The sequence below is a fragment of the Microbacterium ureisolvens genome, from assembly GCF_015278315.1.
Lineage (GTDB): Bacteria > Actinomycetota > Actinomycetes > Actinomycetales > Microbacteriaceae > Microbacterium > Microbacterium ureisolvens.
Genome location: NZ_JADIJE010000009.1, coordinates 103,766 through 119,302 on the forward strand (window position 1 = coordinate 103,766; position 15,537 = coordinate 119,302).

The 15,537-nt window shown below is 70.4% G+C and carries 12 protein-coding genes; 11 read left to right on the forward strand and 1 reads right to left on the reverse strand.

Translation table 11 applies throughout. The annotated features are described in order from the left end of the window. Positions 1–82: 82 nt before the first annotated feature. Positions 83–352, reverse strand: coding sequence for a hypothetical protein (locus IM767_RS14380; RefSeq protein WP_109210679.1), 270 nt, complete (start codon positions 350–352; stop codon positions 83–85). A 133-nt stretch (positions 353–485) separates the two neighbouring features. Between IM767_RS14380 and IM767_RS14385 the strand changes: the two genes are divergently transcribed. From IM767_RS14385 to IM767_RS14435, 11 genes are all read left to right on the forward strand, one after another. Beyond that, entirely contained in the window at positions 486–1,934 is a 1,449-nt protein-coding gene (locus IM767_RS14385; protein ID WP_109210678.1) for an alpha,alpha-trehalose-phosphate synthase (UDP-forming), read from the forward strand. Beyond that, a complete protein-coding gene (gene otsB, locus IM767_RS14390; protein ID WP_109210677.1) occupies positions 1,931–2,725 on the forward strand; it encodes a trehalose-phosphatase in 795 nt (264 codons plus the stop codon). Before IM767_RS14385 ends, otsB begins: the two co-directional genes overlap by 4 nt. A 98-nt stretch (positions 2,726–2,823) precedes the next feature. Next, entirely contained in the window at positions 2,824–4,542 is a 1,719-nt protein-coding gene (gene ilvD / locus IM767_RS14395; RefSeq protein ID WP_109210676.1) for a dihydroxy-acid dehydratase, read from the forward strand. A gap of 47 nt (positions 4,543–4,589) precedes the next feature. Continuing rightward, a complete protein-coding gene (locus IM767_RS14400; RefSeq protein ID WP_109210675.1) occupies positions 4,590–6,395 on the forward strand; it encodes an acetolactate synthase large subunit in 1,806 nt (601 codons plus the stop codon). Between the two features lie 4 nt (positions 6,396–6,399). After that, positions 6,400–6,909: an acetolactate synthase small subunit gene (gene ilvN, locus IM767_RS14405; protein WP_109210674.1), complete on the forward strand. Its 510-nt coding sequence runs from the start codon at positions 6,400–6,402 to the stop codon at positions 6,907–6,909. 103 nt (positions 6,910–7,012) lie between these two features. Continuing rightward, positions 7,013–8,038, forward strand: a complete 1,026-nt coding sequence (gene ilvC, locus IM767_RS14410; RefSeq protein ID WP_109210673.1) for a ketol-acid reductoisomerase — start codon at positions 7,013–7,015, stop codon at positions 8,036–8,038. Positions 8,039–8,195: 157 nt separating this feature from the next. Beyond that, on the forward strand, positions 8,196–10,031 hold the full coding sequence (locus IM767_RS14415) for a 5'-nucleotidase C-terminal domain-containing protein (protein ID WP_109210768.1): 1,836 nt from the start codon (positions 8,196–8,198) through the stop codon (positions 10,029–10,031). A 131-nt stretch (positions 10,032–10,162) separates the two neighbouring features. Further along, entirely contained in the window at positions 10,163–10,369 is a 207-nt protein-coding gene (locus tag IM767_RS14420; protein ID WP_109210672.1) for a hypothetical protein, read from the forward strand. A gap of 80 nt (positions 10,370–10,449) precedes the next feature. Then, positions 10,450–11,169, forward strand: coding sequence for a copper homeostasis protein CutC (locus tag IM767_RS14425; protein WP_109210671.1), 720 nt, complete (start codon positions 10,450–10,452; stop codon positions 11,167–11,169). Positions 11,170–11,248: 79 nt separating this feature from the next. Continuing rightward, positions 11,249–14,566 (forward strand): lamin tail domain-containing protein, encoded by a 3,318-nt coding sequence (locus IM767_RS14430; RefSeq protein WP_162564297.1) that lies wholly within the window; start codon positions 11,249–11,251, stop codon positions 14,564–14,566. An 82-nt stretch (positions 14,567–14,648) separates the two neighbouring features. Continuing rightward, complete coding sequence (locus IM767_RS14435; protein ID WP_109210669.1) at positions 14,649–15,503, forward strand: peptidoglycan-binding domain-containing protein; 855 nt, start codon at positions 14,649–14,651, stop codon at positions 15,501–15,503. Positions 15,504–15,537: the final 34 nt, after the last annotated feature.

Here is a 15,537-nt window from a genome sequence, read left to right on the forward strand (position 1 = left end):
GCTCGTGCGGAGACGTACCCTTTCGCGGTCCCGGCGGCGCCGAGCGGTTCCGGCGGCGCCGGTCGCGGCGGTGGCGCGGGGCTCAGTCTGCTTGGAGGCGGCGCGCGAGGCGCTGCCGGCGCAGCTTCGACTCGCTGCCGTGAATGGGCGAGTCGTCGGCGATGGACTCACCGCGCGACGCGCGCCGGATGTCGACGATCGCCCCGATGGCGAGCGCGAGCGAGATGCCCCAGCTGATCCACGCGAGAGCCTGCCGCCACGTGAACGGCTCGTGCTCGCGGAGTGCCCTCAGGAGCGTCGCGCCTCCCGTGATGGCGGTGAGCAGCCCGGTGCCGAAGAGGTACTTGCGCATGGGGCCACGTTAGCGCGGCAGGTGCGACGCATGCGCCCCTTGACATGGGGTCGCGTGCTCGTCAAGGCCGGACGGGCGGTTGGCCGCGCTGTTAGCCTGAGCCTGCCGAGTCCACGAACCGTCTGGAGCCCGCGTGACAGAGCCCGCCCCCACCGCAGATCTCGTCGTCGTCGCCAACCGGCTGCCCGTTGATCGGGTCGTCGACGACGACGGCGAGCCGGGGTGGCGTCGCTCGCCGGGCGGGCTGGTCACCGCACTCGAGCCGGTGATGCGGCGCGCCGACGGCGCCTGGGTCGGCTGGCCCGGTCAGCCCGACATCGACGTCGATCCCTTCGAATTCGAGGGGACGCACCTGGTGCCCGTCTCGCTGAGCGCGGACGAGGTCGAGAAGTACTACGAGGGCATGTCGAACGACACGTTCTGGCCGCTGTATCACGACGTGATCGCCGAGCCGCGGTACCGCCGCGTCTGGTGGGACACCTACGTGCGGGTCAACCGACGATTCGCCGAGGCGGCCGCGGCCGTCGCCGCCGAGGGCGGCACCGTCTGGGTGCAGGACTACCAGCTGCAGCTCGTGCCGCAGATGCTCCGCGACGCCCGGCCCGACCTCACGATCGGATACTTCCACCACATTCCCTTCCCGGCATACGGTCTCTACTCCCAGCTGCCCTGGCGGCGCCAGGTGCTCGAGGGGCTGCTCGGCGCGGACGTCATCGGATTCCAGCGGGTGGCGGATGCCGGCAACTTCGCCCGCGCGGTCCGGCGCCAGTTCCGCTACCAGACGAAGGCCACCGGCATCACGGTGCCGAACCCCGACGGAACGACGCGGCGGGCTCTCGCCAAGGCGTTCCCGATCTCGATCGACGCGACGTCGTACATCGAGCTCGCCCGCCGGGACGACGTCCGGGCCCGCGCCCGCGAGATCCGCGAGAGCCTCGGCAACCCCAAGAAGATCCTCCTCGGCGTCGACCGCCTCGACTACACCAAAGGCATCCGCCATCGGATGAAGGCGTTCGGCGAGCTCCTCCAGGACGGCCGCATCTCGGTCGAGGACGTGACCCTCGTGCAGGTCGCCAGTCCCAGCCGCGAGCGTGTCGAGGCGTATATGCAGCTGCGTGACGAGATCGAGCTCACCGTCGGCCGCATCAACGGCGACTTCGACACCATGGACCACACCGCCATCCGGTATCTGCATCAGGCGTACCCGCGCGAGGAGATGGTGGCACTTTTCCTCGCCGCCGACGTCATGCTCGTGACGGCGCTGCGCGACGGCATGAACCTCGTCGCCAAGGAGTACGTGGCGTCACGGATCGACAACAAGGGCGTGCTGGTGCTCAGCGAGTTCGCCGGCGCGGCCGACGAGCTGCCCAGCGCCATCCGTATCAACCCGCACGACATCGACGGCATGAAGGACTCGATCATGCGCGCCATCGAGATGCCCACGGCCGAGCAGGGGCGCCGCATGCGGGCCCTGCGCAAGAAGGTGATCGAGAGCGACGTCGCACGGTGGTCGCGCTCGTTCCTCGACGCCCTCGAAGAGGCACGACAGCTGCGCCGCAGCGGCGAGAAGGTGGACGCGTGACCTCGACGCTCACTCATCAAGCACGCGAGGGCGTCGCCCGGGTCGCGGCATCCGATCTCCTCCTCGTCGCCCTGGATTTCGACGGCACGCTGTCGCCGCTCGCGGACGACCCGATGAGCGCACGGATGCTGCCTGCCGCACGGGATGCCGTCGACGCGCTCGTCGCCGCGCCCGACACGGTCGTGGCGTTCGTGTCGGGCCGCAGCCTTGTCGATCTGCGCGTGATCGCGGACCACGACGACAGCTCGCGGGTGCTGCTCGCGGGTTCGCACGGCGCGGAGTTCTGGTCGCCCGGAGAAGGGATCCTGAGCCACGGCGAGGACGACGCCGACGTCGCCCTGCGCGACGCCCTGCGCACGCACGCCGAGCGGGACACCGCCGGCCTCGAAGGCGTGTGGATCGAACCCAAGACCTTCGGGTTCGGCGTCCACACGCGCCGGGCGACGCCCGAGGCGGCGGCAGAGGCGAACCGCATCGTCGACGCGATCGTCGCCGCTGAGGCGCCCCAGTGGCGCCGGCGGACAGGCCACAACATCGTGGAGTTCGCATTCCGCCACGAGGGCAAGGACTCCGCCATCGCCGAGCTGCGAGAGCGCCTGGGCGCCGACGCGGTGCTCTTCGCAGGCGACGACATCACGGACGAAGACGCGCTGGCCAGCCTCGGCGACGACGATCTGGGCGTCCGCGTGGGCGACGGCGAAACGGCCGCGGCGGTGCGTGTGCCCGACATCGCGGCGCTCGCGGAGCTGCTGCAGCAGCTCGCCGCCGAGCGCACCCGGCTGCGCAGCTGAGACCCTCGCGCGGCACCGTCACACGGACCAGGAGCCCGTTGTCACGGGAATCCGCCACCTCGCGGGAGCGGTCCGCCGCGCGGCAATAGAATCAGACAATGGCCCAGCCCGATTCGCTCGCTGACAACTCCATCGACATCAAGCCCCGCAGTCGCGTCGTCACCGACGGCATCGAGGCCACGACCTCGCGGGGGATGCTCCGCGCCGTCGGCATGGGCGACGCGGACTGGGACAAGCCGCAGATCGGCATCGCGTCGAGCTGGAACGAGATCACACCCTGCAACCTGAGCCTCGACCGGCTCGCGCAGGGCGCCAAGGAGGGCGTGCACGCCGGCGGCGGGTACCCGCTGCAGTTCGGCACGATCTCGGTCTCGGACGGCATCTCGATGGGCCACGAGGGGATGCACTTCTCGCTCGTGTCGCGCGAGGTCATCGCGGACTCGGTCGAGACGGTGATCATGGCCGAGCGGCTCGACGGCTCGGTGCTCCTCGCCGGCTGCGACAAGTCGATCCCCGGCATGCTGATGGCCTCGGCGCGCCTCGATCTCTCCAGCGTCTTCCTCTACGCCGGCTCGATCGCCCCCGGCTGGGTCAAGCTGTCGGACGGCACCGAGAAGGACGTCACGATCATCGACTCGTTCGAGGCCGTGGGCGCGTGCCTCGCGGGCAAGATGAGCGAGGCCGACCTCAAGCGCATCGAGTGCGCGATCGCCCCGGGCGAGGGCGCGTGCGGCGGCATGTACACCGCCAACACGATGGCCTCGGTCGCCGAGGCGCTCGGCCTCTCCCTTCCCGGATCGGCCGCGCCGCCCTCGGCCGACCGTCGCCGCGACTACTTCGCCCACCGTTCGGGCGAGGCCGTGGTCAACCTGCTCCGCCAGGGCATCACCACGCGCGACATCCTCACCAAGGAGGCGTTCGAGAACGCGATCGCCCTCGCGATGGCGCTCGGCGGCTCGACGAACGTGGTGCTCCACCTCCTCGCCATCGCACGCGAGGCCGAGGTCGACCTGAGCCTGCACGACTTCAACCGCATCGGCGACAAGGTGCCGCACGTGGCCGACATGAAGCCGTTCGGCAAGTACGTCATGAACGACGTCGACCGTCACGGCGGCATCCCCGTCATCATGAAGGCGATGCTCGACGAGGGGCTGCTCCACGGCGACGCTCTCACGGTGACCGGCAAGACGCTCGCCGAGAACCTCTCCGAGCTCGACCCCGACCCGATCGACGGCACGGTCATCCACACGTTCGACAACCCGATCCACGCGACCGGCGGCATCACCATCCTCCACGGCTCGATGGCGCCCGAGGGCGCCGTCGTGAAGACGGCCGGCTTCGACGCCGCCGTGTTCGAAGGACCTGCCCGCGTGTTCGAGCGCGAGCGCGCCGCCATGGATGCGCTGGAGGCCGGCCGGATCGACAAGGGCGACGTCGTCGTGATCCGCTACGAGGGTCCCAAGGGCGGTCCGGGCATGCGCGAGATGCTCGCGATCACCGCCGCCATCAAGGGCGCGGGGCTCGGAAAAGATGTACTACTCTTGACGGACGGACGATTCTCAGGCGGCACAACCGGCCTGTGCATCGGCCACATAGCACCCGAGGCGGTGGACGCAGGTCCCATCGCGTTCGTGCGCGATGGTGATCTGATACGGGTCGATATCGCGGCTCGCACTCTCGACCTACTCGTCGACGAGGCTGAGCTTGATTCCCGCCGCTCTGGCTGGGAGCCGCTTCCCCCGCGCTATACCCGTGGCGTCCTTGCCAAGTACTCCCGACTCGTGCGCTCCGCTGCGGAGGGCGCGACCACCGGTTGAGCCTGGCTTCCGACATCCCCTCCGACCCACTTCAGAGGAACATCACCATGTCAGCCGACACCGCCGCGGCCGTTCCCCGGCCGCCAGCCCGCACCGCCTCGACGCCCGTGCTCACGGGCGCGGAAGCGGTCGTCCGCTCGCTCGACCTGCTGGGCGTGACCGACGTGTTCGGTCTTCCCGGCGGCGCGATCATGCCCGTCTACGACCCGCTCATGGACGACGAGTCGGTGCGCCACATCCTCGTCCGCCACGAGCAGGGCGCCGGCCACGCGGCCGAGGGCTACGCCGCGGCGTCCGGCCGCGTGGGCGTCGCCATCGCCACCTCGGGCCCGGGCGCGACGAACCTCGTCACCGCGATCGCCGACGCCTATATGGATTCGGTGCCGATCGTGTGCATCACCGGTCAGGTCTTCTCCACCCTCATGGGGACGGATGCCTTCCAGGAGGCCGACATCGTGGGCATCACGATGCCGATCACCAAGCACTCGTTCCTGGTCAAGCGCGCCGAAGACATCCCCGGCGCCATCGCGGCCGCGTTCGAGATCGCCTCGACCGGCCGCCCCGGGCCCGTGCTCGTCGACATCACCAAGGACGCGCAGCAGGCCGAGGCGCCGTTCGTGTGGCCGCCGAAGATCGACCTCCCCGGCTACCGCCCGGTGACCAAGGCGCACGGCAAGCAGATCCAGGCCGCGGCGCACCTCATCGCCGAGGCCAAGAAGCCGGTGCTCTACGTCGGCGGCGGGGTGGTGCGCGCGCAGGCCTCCGAAGAGCTGCGCACCCTGGCGGAGTCCACCGGCGCACCGGTTGTCACGACGCTCATGGCCCGCGGCGCGTTCCCCGACTCGCACGAGCAGCACCTGGGCATGCCCGGCATGCACGGCACGGTGCCCGCCGTGCTCGCGCTGCAGGAGTCCGACCTGATCGTGGCGCTCGGCGCGCGGTTCGACGACCGCGTCACCGGCAAGGCGGCGCAGTTCGCGCCGTACGCCAAAGTCGTGCACGTCGACATCGACCCGGCCGAGATCTCGAAGATCCGCACGGCCGACGTGCCGATCGTCGGCGACCTCAAGGATGTGCTGGTCGACCTCGACGCGGCCTACCGCGCGACCAGTCCGGGCGGCAAGCTCGACATCGCCGAGTGGTGGTCGTTCCTGGACGGGCTGCGCGACGAGTTCCCCCTCGGCTACACGCAGCCGACCGACGGACTCATGTCGCCGCAGTACGTGATCCAGCGCATCGGCGAGCTCACCGGGCCGGAGGGCGTCTACGCCGCGGGTGTCGGTCAGCACCAGATGTGGGCCGCGCAGTTCATCAAGTACGAGCGCCCGAACGCGTGGCTCAACTCCGGCGGCGCCGGCACGATGGGCTATTCGGTGCCCGCGGCCATGGGCGCCAAGGTCGCCGAGCCCGAGCGTGTGGTGTGGGCGATCGACGGCGACGGCTGCTTCCAGATGACCAATCAGGAACTCGCCACCTGCGCGATCAACAACATCCCGATCAAGGTCGCGATCATCAACAACTCTTCGCTGGGCATGGTGCGCCAGTGGCAGACGCTGTTCTACGACGGCCGCCACTCCAACACCGACCTCAACACCGGTCACGGCACCGTCCGCATCCCCGACTTCGTGAAGCTGTCGGAGGCGTACGGGTGCCTCGCGATCCGCGTCGAGAAGGAGGAGGACGTGGATGCCGCGATCAAGACGGCGCTGGAGACCAACGACCGTCCGGTGGTCATCGACTTCGTCGTGAGCGCCGACGCGATGGTGTGGCCGATGGTGCCGCAGGGCGTCAGCAACAGCTATGTCCAGTACGCGCGCGATCACTCGCCCGCCTTCGCCGAGCAGGAGGACTGACCCCATGTCGAGTCACGTGCTGAGCCTCCTGGTGGAGGACAAGCCTGGTCTGCTCACCCGCGTCGCCGGGCTGTTCGCGCGCCGCGGCTTCAACATCGAGTCGCTCGCGGTGGGTGTCACCGAGGTCCCCGGCCTCTCCCGCATCACCGTGGTCGTGGATGTGGACGAGCTGCCCCTCGAGCAGGTCACCAAGCAGCTGAACAAGCTCATCAACGTCATCAAGATCGTCGAGCTCGACCCCGCGGCATCCGTGCAGCGCGAGCACATGCTCATCAAGGTGCGCGCCGACAATCAGAACCGCTCGAACGTGCTGGAGGTCGTCAGCCTCTTCCGCGCGCAGATCGTCGACTACGCGCCGGACGCGCTCGTGGTCGAGGTGACCGGCGACAAGGGCAAGGTCGAGGCCTTCCTGCGCGCGCTGGAGCCGTTCGGCATCAAGGAGCTGGCGCAGTCCGGCCTCGTCGCCATCGGCCGCGGCGGCAAGAGCATCACCGAGCGCGTGCTGCGCGGCTGACAACAATTCCGGTCCCTGAGCTTGTCGAAGGGCCGGTGCACGACCCCGATCAGGTCCCTTCGACAAGCTCAGGGACCGACATCTATCAAGGAGAAACACGAAGATGGCTGAGATCTTCTACGACGCCGACGCCGACCTGAGCATCATCCAGGGCAAGAAGGTGGCGATCGTGGGCTACGGCTCGCAGGGCCACGCCCACGCCCAGAACCTTCGCGACTCGGGCGTCGAGGTCGTCATCGCGCTCAAGGAGGGCTCCAAGTCGACCGAGAAGGCGCAGGACGAGGGGTTCGAGGTCAAGACGGTCGCCGACGCCGCCGCGTGGGCCGACCTCATCATGATCCTCGCGCCCGACCAGCACCAGCGCTCGATCTACAACGAGAGCATCAAGGACAACCTGACCCCGGGCAAGACGCTCGCGTTCGCGCACGGCTTCAACATCCGCTTCGGCTACATCGAGGCGCCCGAGGGCGTCGATGTGATCCTCGTCGCGCCGAAGGCTCCCGGCCACACCGTGCGCCGCGAGTACGTCGCCGGTCGCGGCATCCCCGACATCATCGCCGTGGAGCGTGACGCCTCGGGTGGCGCGTGGGCGACCGCGCTGTCGTACGCGAAGGCCATCGGCGGCACGCGCGCCGGCGTCATCAAGACGACCTTCACGGAAGAGACCGAGACCGACCTGTTCGGTGAGCAGGCGGTCCTCTGCGGCGGCGTCTCGCAGCTCGTCCAGTACGGCTTCGAGACCCTGACCGAGGCCGGCTACCAGCCGCAGATCGCGTACTTCGAGGTGCTGCACGAGCTCAAGCTCATCGTCGACCTCATGTGGGAGGGCGGCATCGCCAAGCAGCGCTGGTCGGTCTCCGACACCGCCGAGTACGGCGACTACGTGTCGGGGCCGCGCGTCATCGACCCGCACGTCAAGGAGAACATGCAGGCCGTGCTCGCCGACATCCAGTCGGGTGCGTTCGCCAAGCGGTTCATCGACGACCAGGACAACGGCGCGAAGGAGTTCCTCGAGCTGCGCGAGAAGGCCGCCGCCCACCCGATCGAGTCGGTCGGCAAGGACCTGCGCTCGCTCTTCGCGTGGAAGCAGCAGGATGCGGACTACGTTGAGGGTTCGGCCGCGCGCTGACCCCGCCCCGCTGACGCGCGCCGACGCGCTGCAGACGCCGAGAGCCCGGCCCCACGAGGGCCGGGCTCTCGGCGTCTTCTTGCTGAGAACTTCCTCATCGAACGGCTCTTGTCGGTGATGATGCGCGCGTGATGTGATCCTCGCCATGGGAGAACACATGCCTGACAACGCATCCGATCACGAGCTCGAGGCGCCGGCGGACACCCCGCCTCGGTCCGGTCTCAGCCGACGCAATTTCCTGGTCGGCGTCTCCGCGGCCAGTGTGCTCGCCGCGGCCGGATGGTCGCAGACGCCGAAGGCGGTGGCGGCACCCGGCGGACGCTCGGTCACGATCACGGTCATGGGCACGTCCGACATCCACGCCAACGCGCTGAACTGGGACTACTACAAGGACGCCGCCTACAGCGACAGCGCCGGCAACACCATCGGCCTCGCCCGGGTCTCGAGCGTCGTGAACCAGATCCGCGCCGATCGCGGCCGGGGACGCACGCTGCTCTTCGATGCCGGCGACACCATCCAGGGCTCTCCGCTCGGCTTCTACTACGCGACGGTCGACCCGGTCGACGAGTCGGGCGCGACGCACCCGATCGCGGCGCAGTTCAATGCGATCGGCTACGACGCCGTCGCCCTCGGCAACCACGAGTTCAACTACGGGCTCGACTTCCTCGACAACTGGATCTCGCAGCTGGATGCCCCGGCCCTGGCCGCGAACGCCGTGCACGCGGGCACGACGGAGCCGGCGTACCGGCCCTACATCGTCAAGAAGATGCACGTGCCCGGCTACAAGCCCATCCGCGTGGGAGTCCTCGGCCTCACCAACCCCGGCGTCGTGATCTGGGACAAGGCGAACGTGAGCGGCCGGCTGGACGTGCTCGACGTCGTCGAGTCCGCGGCGCACTGGGTTCCCGTCATGCGCTCCGAGGGCGTCGACGTGGTCGTCGTCAGCGTGCACGCCGGCGACAGCGGGCTCTCGTCCTACGGCAGCGACATCCCCGTCGAGAATGCTTCGGCCATGCTGGCGGAGCAGGTGCCAGGCATCGACGCCATCCTCTTCGGCCACGCGCACAACGATGTGCCGCAGCGCTTCGTGACCAACGTCGTGACGGGTGAGCAGGTCATCATGAGCGAGCCCGGGCGCTGGGGCCAGCGCGTGAGCGTGTTCGACCTGACGCTCACGATGGAGCGGGGCCGCTGGCACGTGGCCGGCGCCGAGTCCTACACGGTGAACACCAACACGGTTCAGGAGGATCCCGCCCTCGTGCAGGTGGTGCAGGCGCAGCACGATGCGGTGGTCGCCTACGTGAACACGCCGGTCGCGACCTCCACCGAAGAGCTCTCGGCGGCCGAGTCCTGCTGGAAGGACACGGCGATCCTCGACTACATCCATCACGTCCAGATCGACACGGTGTCGCAGGCGATCGCGGGCACGCCCGAGGCATCCCTCCCGATCATCTCGCTCGCCGCCCCGTTCAACCGTGCGGCGACCTTCCCCGCAGGCGAGGTGACGATCAAGGATGTGGCCGGACTCTACATCTACGACAACACGCTGCTCGGGTCGGTGCTGACGGGCGCGCAGATCAAGGACTACCTCGAGTACTCGGCCAAGTACTTCCTGACCGTCGCGCCTGGAGCGCCCGTCGCGCCCGCGACATGGACCAACGCCGCCGGCATCCCCGACTACAACTTCGACCAGTTCTCGGGCGTCACCTACGACATCGACATCTCGCAGGTCGCGGGCTCTCGCATCGCGAACCTCGCCTTCGAGGGCGTCCCCGTCGCGGCCGACCAGCGGTTCGTCGTCGCGGTGAATAACTACCGGCAGTCGGGCGGCGGCGGGTTCCCGCACATCGCCGGGGCACCCGTGGTCTACAACGCCCAGGTCGCGATCCGCGAGGCGATCGTCGCCTTCGCGTCGGCGACCGGGGTGATCGATCCGGCCGACTTCCACGTCGTGAACTGGAGGCTGGTCCGCGCCGGCGTGCCCGTCTTCTGATCGGGGCGGAACCGCCCTTCGTGGGCGATGAGCGATTGTGATCCGGGTTCCGGCGTATCACCGGCACCCCACCGCGACTCACACCACTCATACCTCGCCAACCCGGGCGAGCACCACGAAAGGAAACGGCCATGGACGGGAGCACCCTGACCTTCACGGCCGACCGGCTCGATCGCGAGCGGGCGGCCGCCCTGGATCGCGAGAACGAGATTCTCCGCAGCGTCGCCGATCGCGGCGTCACCATCAGCCCCGAGAGCCCCACGGCGCACGTCGCCGCGGGCGTGGGCGTGTGGTTCCGCCACCTCTTCACGAGGCCGCGTCAGGCGCGATTCGCGTGAATCCGCAGAGACCCGCCGCCCGGAGCGCGGCGGGTCTCACCCTGTCTGCGCGTCCTCTTCGGCCCGGATATGCTCGCGGCATGTCAGCTGCGCGTCCTGTCGAGATCGCCGTCCAAGACCCCGCGGGCGCGCAGGCGGCCATGCGGGCGGGAGCCGACCGCCTCGAGCTGTGCCAGGCTCTCGACCTCGGCGGCATCACGCCCTCCCTCGGCGTCCTCGAGGCCGTCCTCGGCGCGGTCGATCCGGCGGCGGTGAACGTGCTGGTCCGCCCGCGGGGGGGCGGCTTCGTGTACAGCGAGGAGGAGGTCGCCCTCGTGACGGCCGACATCCGGACGTGCGTCGAACGCGGAGCGGGCGGCGTGGTCGTCGGCGCACTGACCGCGTCGGGCGGGCTCGACATCCAGGCGCTGCGGAGATGGCGGGATGCCGCCAGCTCGGCGACCCTCGTGTTCCACCGCGCCGTCGATGCCGCCGCCGATCCGTCCGCGGTGTTCGACGCGCTCGTTGCCGAAGGCGTGGACCGAGTCCTGACATCCGGCGGTGCTCCTCGGTCCATCGAGGGGCTCGCCGCACTGTCGGCGTTCGCCGCGCGGTCGGGGTCGGTCGAGGTGATGGCCGGCGGCGGCGTACAGCCCGGCGACATCCCCGCACTCTTCGCCGCCGGCGTGGACGCGGTGCACCTGTCGGCGCGAGGCAGAGGCGGGTTGGATGCGCCGTCCGGACCGGGCGGAGGATCCGCCGGACACGATGTGACCGACGCCCGCATCGTCGCGGAGGCGGTCGCCGCCGCTGCCCGCTGAACCGATCGTCTCGACGACGTACACCGACTGATCGCCCGTCCGCCCGCGCGGGTTCACCTCCGCGCGCCACGGTCGAGGCGTGCGCGACACGAACCGTGTGACCACATTCCTCGCGGCATCCGTCGTCCTCATCGGGGTTGCGGCCGCCCTCGGCGGCCCGTCAGGCGCTGCTGCCGCGCCGGGCCCTGGCTCGCCGGAAACGACGGCGTCGGCCGCGACGGCGCCGGACGCGGAGCGACGGATGGCCATCGACCCGGCCGTCGCAGGCGGCGTCGTGCTGTCGGAGGTGACGCCCGCCGGCGCAGCGGGATCGGGTGACGGATTCTTCGAGCTCGTGAACCCCACTGAGCATCCCGTGGACCTGAGCGCCTACGCGGTGTACCGGTGCGACGGCGACGGGCTGCGGGCGCGCCCGACCGACCCCGAGGCCGAGCTGAGCGGCGTCACGCTCGCGCCGGGGGAGCGGCGAGCGTTCCGCACGGCGCGGCTCTCCGAGCGGGGATACGGCCTCGTCGTCATCGACCCGTCCGGCGCGACCGTGGACGCGATCGCGGTGTACCCAGACGATCCCGCACCGATGATGTCGGAGTGCGGCGGGCGTACCGAGCTGCCGGTCACGACGGCCGCGGCGCTGGACGAGAGCTGGCAGCGCGTGGAGGGCGCGCCGCGGAGCGAGGAGCGGTGGCTGCGGGCGCCCGCGACGCCAGGGGCCGTGAACGCGCTGCCGCAGCAGGCGACCTCCAGCGTGAGGATCGATGAGATCGCGGCGGCGGGTCCGGGCGGTCACGGCGACGACTTCGTCGAACTGACGAACACCGGCTCGACGGAGGTCGAGCTGGCGGGCTGGCGGCTGTACCGCTGCACAGCGACCGGCGCAGCCCCGACGGAGGCGCTGCAGCATCGGTTCGGCGACGGCGACGCGCTCGCACCGGGAGAGCGTCTCGTCGTCGGCGGCCCGGCATTCGCCGAGTCCGCCGACGTGCGGACGACCACCTCGCTCGCCGACACTGTGTCGGGGGTGCTCCTCGTCACCGCGGACGGGCGGCGCGTCGACGGCGTGGGTGTGTCCTCCCACGAAGACACGGCGTGCCAGACCGGTCGCGGCAAGCTCCCGTCGACCCTGGACTACCGCACCGGTCAGAGCTGGCAGCGCCAGCTTGCCGGCGGCTTCGCGATCGCTGCTCGAACCCCCGGCACCCCGAACGTGACGCCGGCGCCGGTCGCGGCATCCGTCTCCGCCTTCTCCTATCCGCAGCGACCGGGCGTGGTCGTGAGCGAGATCGCGAACGATCCGGTCATCGACGGGATGCCGCGCCGCAACTTCGTGGAGCTCGCGAACGTCGGCGACGCCGACGTCGACATCTCGGGCTGGCGGCTGATCGCCTGCGGCGTCGACGGCTTCCGCCGCTTCGACGACCTCGCCGTCGCGGCGCCGGGCACGGTGCTCGCCCCGGACGAGACATGGACGGCCGCGCTCAGGGGCACACCTCTGGCCGGCGAGGCCGACGCCCGGTTCGACGAGCCGCTGGAGCTCGCCGGCGCCGGCGTCTGGCTCGAAGATGCCGAGGGGCGCCGCGTCGACAGCGTGGGCATCTACCACCGCAACGAGATGGACCGCAGCGTCGACCGCGAGAGCCCCTGCACGAAGGGAATGGCGCTGTCGACCTTCGCGGTGGACCGGCTGCGGGGCGAGACCCTGCAGCGCGTCGGCTTCACGGGCGACGACGCGACCGACTTCGCGCCTGCGCCGGCGACCGCCGGCGTGCGCGCCTGGCCGGGATCCCCCTCGACCGATGACATGGTCGCACGCGCACTCGACCTCGCTCGCGCGGACGCCGTCGGAGATGCGGCCGGCTCCGCAGCGGCATCCCGCGCAGGACGCCTGGAAGCGGCGCAGGGCGCGCCCGTGGAGGTGGTCGCAGCGTCCGCCGGATCATCCCCGGCACCTCTCGCGCGCCTCGATGCGCCGGGGGAGCAGCCCGTCGCCGCCGATGCGCTCGCCTCCCGGGACGACGCGTACGGCCTCCCGTACGTGCGGATGCGTGTGGCGCTCCCGCCCGCGGGCGGGACCCTCACCTGGCACGGGCGCACCGTCGGCCGCGCGCAGCTGAGGCTCTCGGTGTGGGAGCCGTCGTCTGCAACCGCGCCGTCGGGCGCCTGGCGGACCATCGATGAGGCCGCCGGCGAAGCGACGGCGACGGATGCCGCAGCCGACGCGGCGGTGACGCTCGAGGGCTCCGTGCGACGTGCCGAGGTCGTCGACGGCGTCGCCGACCTGCTGGTGCAGGTCGTGCCCCGCGAGGAAACGGCGGTCGCGCGAGCCGATGGCATCGCAGCCCCGGCCGACTACGACCTGGCCGTCGGCCACCTCACCGACACGCAGTACTACTCGGAGGCGTACCCCGAGGTGTACGCGGCGCAGGTGGCCTGGCTGGCCGAGAACGCCGACGCACGAAAGATCGCGTTCGTGACCCATACCGGCGACCTGATCCAGAACTGGGTCGACCCGGCGCAGCCGGAGGACCGCGCGCGCCGCGAATACGAGCTCGCGTCACGGATGCAGGCCGTGCTCGACGTGCGCGGCATCGCCAACAGCGTGCTGCCCGGAAACCACGACAACAAGCGAGGCGTCAGCAACGCCCTGTTCAACGACTACTTCGGTCCGGCGCGGTACCGCGACCAGCCGTGGTACGGCGGCTCCCTCTCGGCCTCCGACAACAGCGCGAACTGGTCGGGCTTCCAGGCCGGCGGAGCGAGGTTCGTCATGATCTCGCTGCCGTACGCCTACGGAGAGCGTGAGGTGGCCTGGGCCCAGGAGGTCGTCGCCGACCATCCCGAAGCGAACATCGTGGTCTCCACGCACGAGCATCTGACGCCCGCGACGGGCGAGCGGGACGCCGAGCGGTCCACCACGTCGCGCTGGGTGTCGCACGGCGATCTGCTGTGGGACCGGGTCGTCGCTCCGAACCGGAACGTCGTGCTGGTGCTCTCGGGGCACTTCCACGGGGTCGGTGCGATCGTCACCGAGAGCGCCGGCGGCATCCCCGGTCACACCGTGCTGGAGGCACTCGGCGACTACCAGGAGTTCCGCACCCCGACCGGCGAGCGGGCGACGGGCTTCCAGCGCCTGCTGCAGATCGACCTCGCCGCCGGTGTCCTGGCAGTCGACACCTTCTCGGTGCCGCTCGCCGCCACCGCGAGCCACCCCTACGACTACGTGCAGTTCCTGCCCGACGACGGCGATGCCGCGACACCGTCGAACGAGCGCCCCTGGCGCATCCTCGCCGAAGGGCTGCAGCAGCGTTACACCGCGGCAGATGACGCCTTCTCGGTGCCGCTCGCGCTCCAGCACGCGAAGGCGATCCAGACGGATGCCGTGACCGCGGTGCGCCGGTGAGGTATCAGGCCCCGCCGGAGCGCCTCCGTAGCGAGAGGGGGATCACCCCGCCCATCGCCATCGCCAAAGCAGAGGAGTCGCCATGAACGTCGAACCGTGGAGCACGGTCGGACAGGGAACGCCCACCCAGCTGGTCTGGAGCATCCAGTTCCTGCTGAACGCCCGCGGGCATGCCGTCGTCGTGGACGGGCTGTACGGTCCGGCCACCGCCGTGGCCGTCAGCGCCTTCCAGACCGCGCAGGGCGTACCGGCCGACGGCATCGTGGGCCCGGTGACGTGGCCGCGGCTCATCATCGCCGTGCAGCAGGGATCGACCGGTGACGCCGTGAAGGCGGTCCAGACGCTGGGCCTGCAGCGGTCGCCCGGCGAGGACCCGCTCGTCGTCGACGGTGACTTCGGCCCGCAGACCAAGGAGCGCGTCGAGTTCTTCCAGGAGTCGTGGGGGCTGACGCTCGACGGCATTGCCGGCCGTGAGACCTGGTCGTTCCTCAGCACCTTCGTCCCCGGTCCGCGGCCGTGGGCACTGGTCAAGCAGGGCTCGTCGCAGTCCACCAACTGGCGCGTGCTCGCGGCGCAGCATCTGCTGCGCGCCCGCGGCGCGACGATCGCTGCCGACGGCGTGTTCGGTCCGCAGAGCGGGCAGGCTGTTCGCGACTTCCAGCAGACGCTGCGCGCGGTGGAGATCTCGACGACCCTCGGCCAGCTCGACTGGCCGAGCCTCATCATGACCGTGCGCAAAGGCGACGGACCCGAGGCGCCGAAGGGTGAGGCCGTGCGCGCCCTGCAGACGCTCCTGGCGGATCTCGACGTCGACGGAGACTTCGGCCCCGCGACCGACGCCGCGGTGCGAGAGTTCCAGGGCATGTTCGCGCCGCCCGCGGACGGCATCGTCGGCCCGGACACCTGGCACGCCCTGATGATGCGCCTCTTCGACTGACCGGTCGCGGGCCGTGGAGCCGCCGCCTCGCCGG

Bases quoted from the DNA above. Each gene is read 5' to 3' on its own strand.
- IM767_RS14380 (WP_109210679.1), bottom strand. From the start codon at position 352: ATGCGCAAGTACCTCTTCGGCACCGGGCTGCTCACCGCCATCACGGGA.
- ilvD (WP_109210676.1), top strand. From the start codon at position 2,824: ATGGCCCAGCCCGATTCGCTCGCTGACAACTCCATCGACATCAAGCCC.
- IM767_RS14400 (WP_109210675.1), top strand. From the start codon at position 4,590: ATGTCAGCCGACACCGCCGCGGCCGTTCCCCGGCCGCCAGCCCGCACC.
- ilvN (WP_109210674.1), top strand. From the start codon at position 6,400: ATGTCGAGTCACGTGCTGAGCCTCCTGGTGGAGGACAAGCCTGGTCTG.
- ilvC (WP_109210673.1), top strand. From the start codon at position 7,013: ATGGCTGAGATCTTCTACGACGCCGACGCCGACCTGAGCATCATCCAG.
- IM767_RS14415 (WP_109210768.1), top strand. From the start codon at position 8,196: ATGCCTGACAACGCATCCGATCACGAGCTCGAGGCGCCGGCGGACACC.
- IM767_RS14420 (WP_109210672.1), top strand. From the start codon at position 10,163: ATGGACGGGAGCACCCTGACCTTCACGGCCGACCGGCTCGATCGCGAG.
- IM767_RS14425 (WP_109210671.1), top strand. From the start codon at position 10,450: ATGTCAGCTGCGCGTCCTGTCGAGATCGCCGTCCAAGACCCCGCGGGC.
- IM767_RS14435 (WP_109210669.1), top strand. From the start codon at position 14,649: ATGAACGTCGAACCGTGGAGCACGGTCGGACAGGGAACGCCCACCCAG.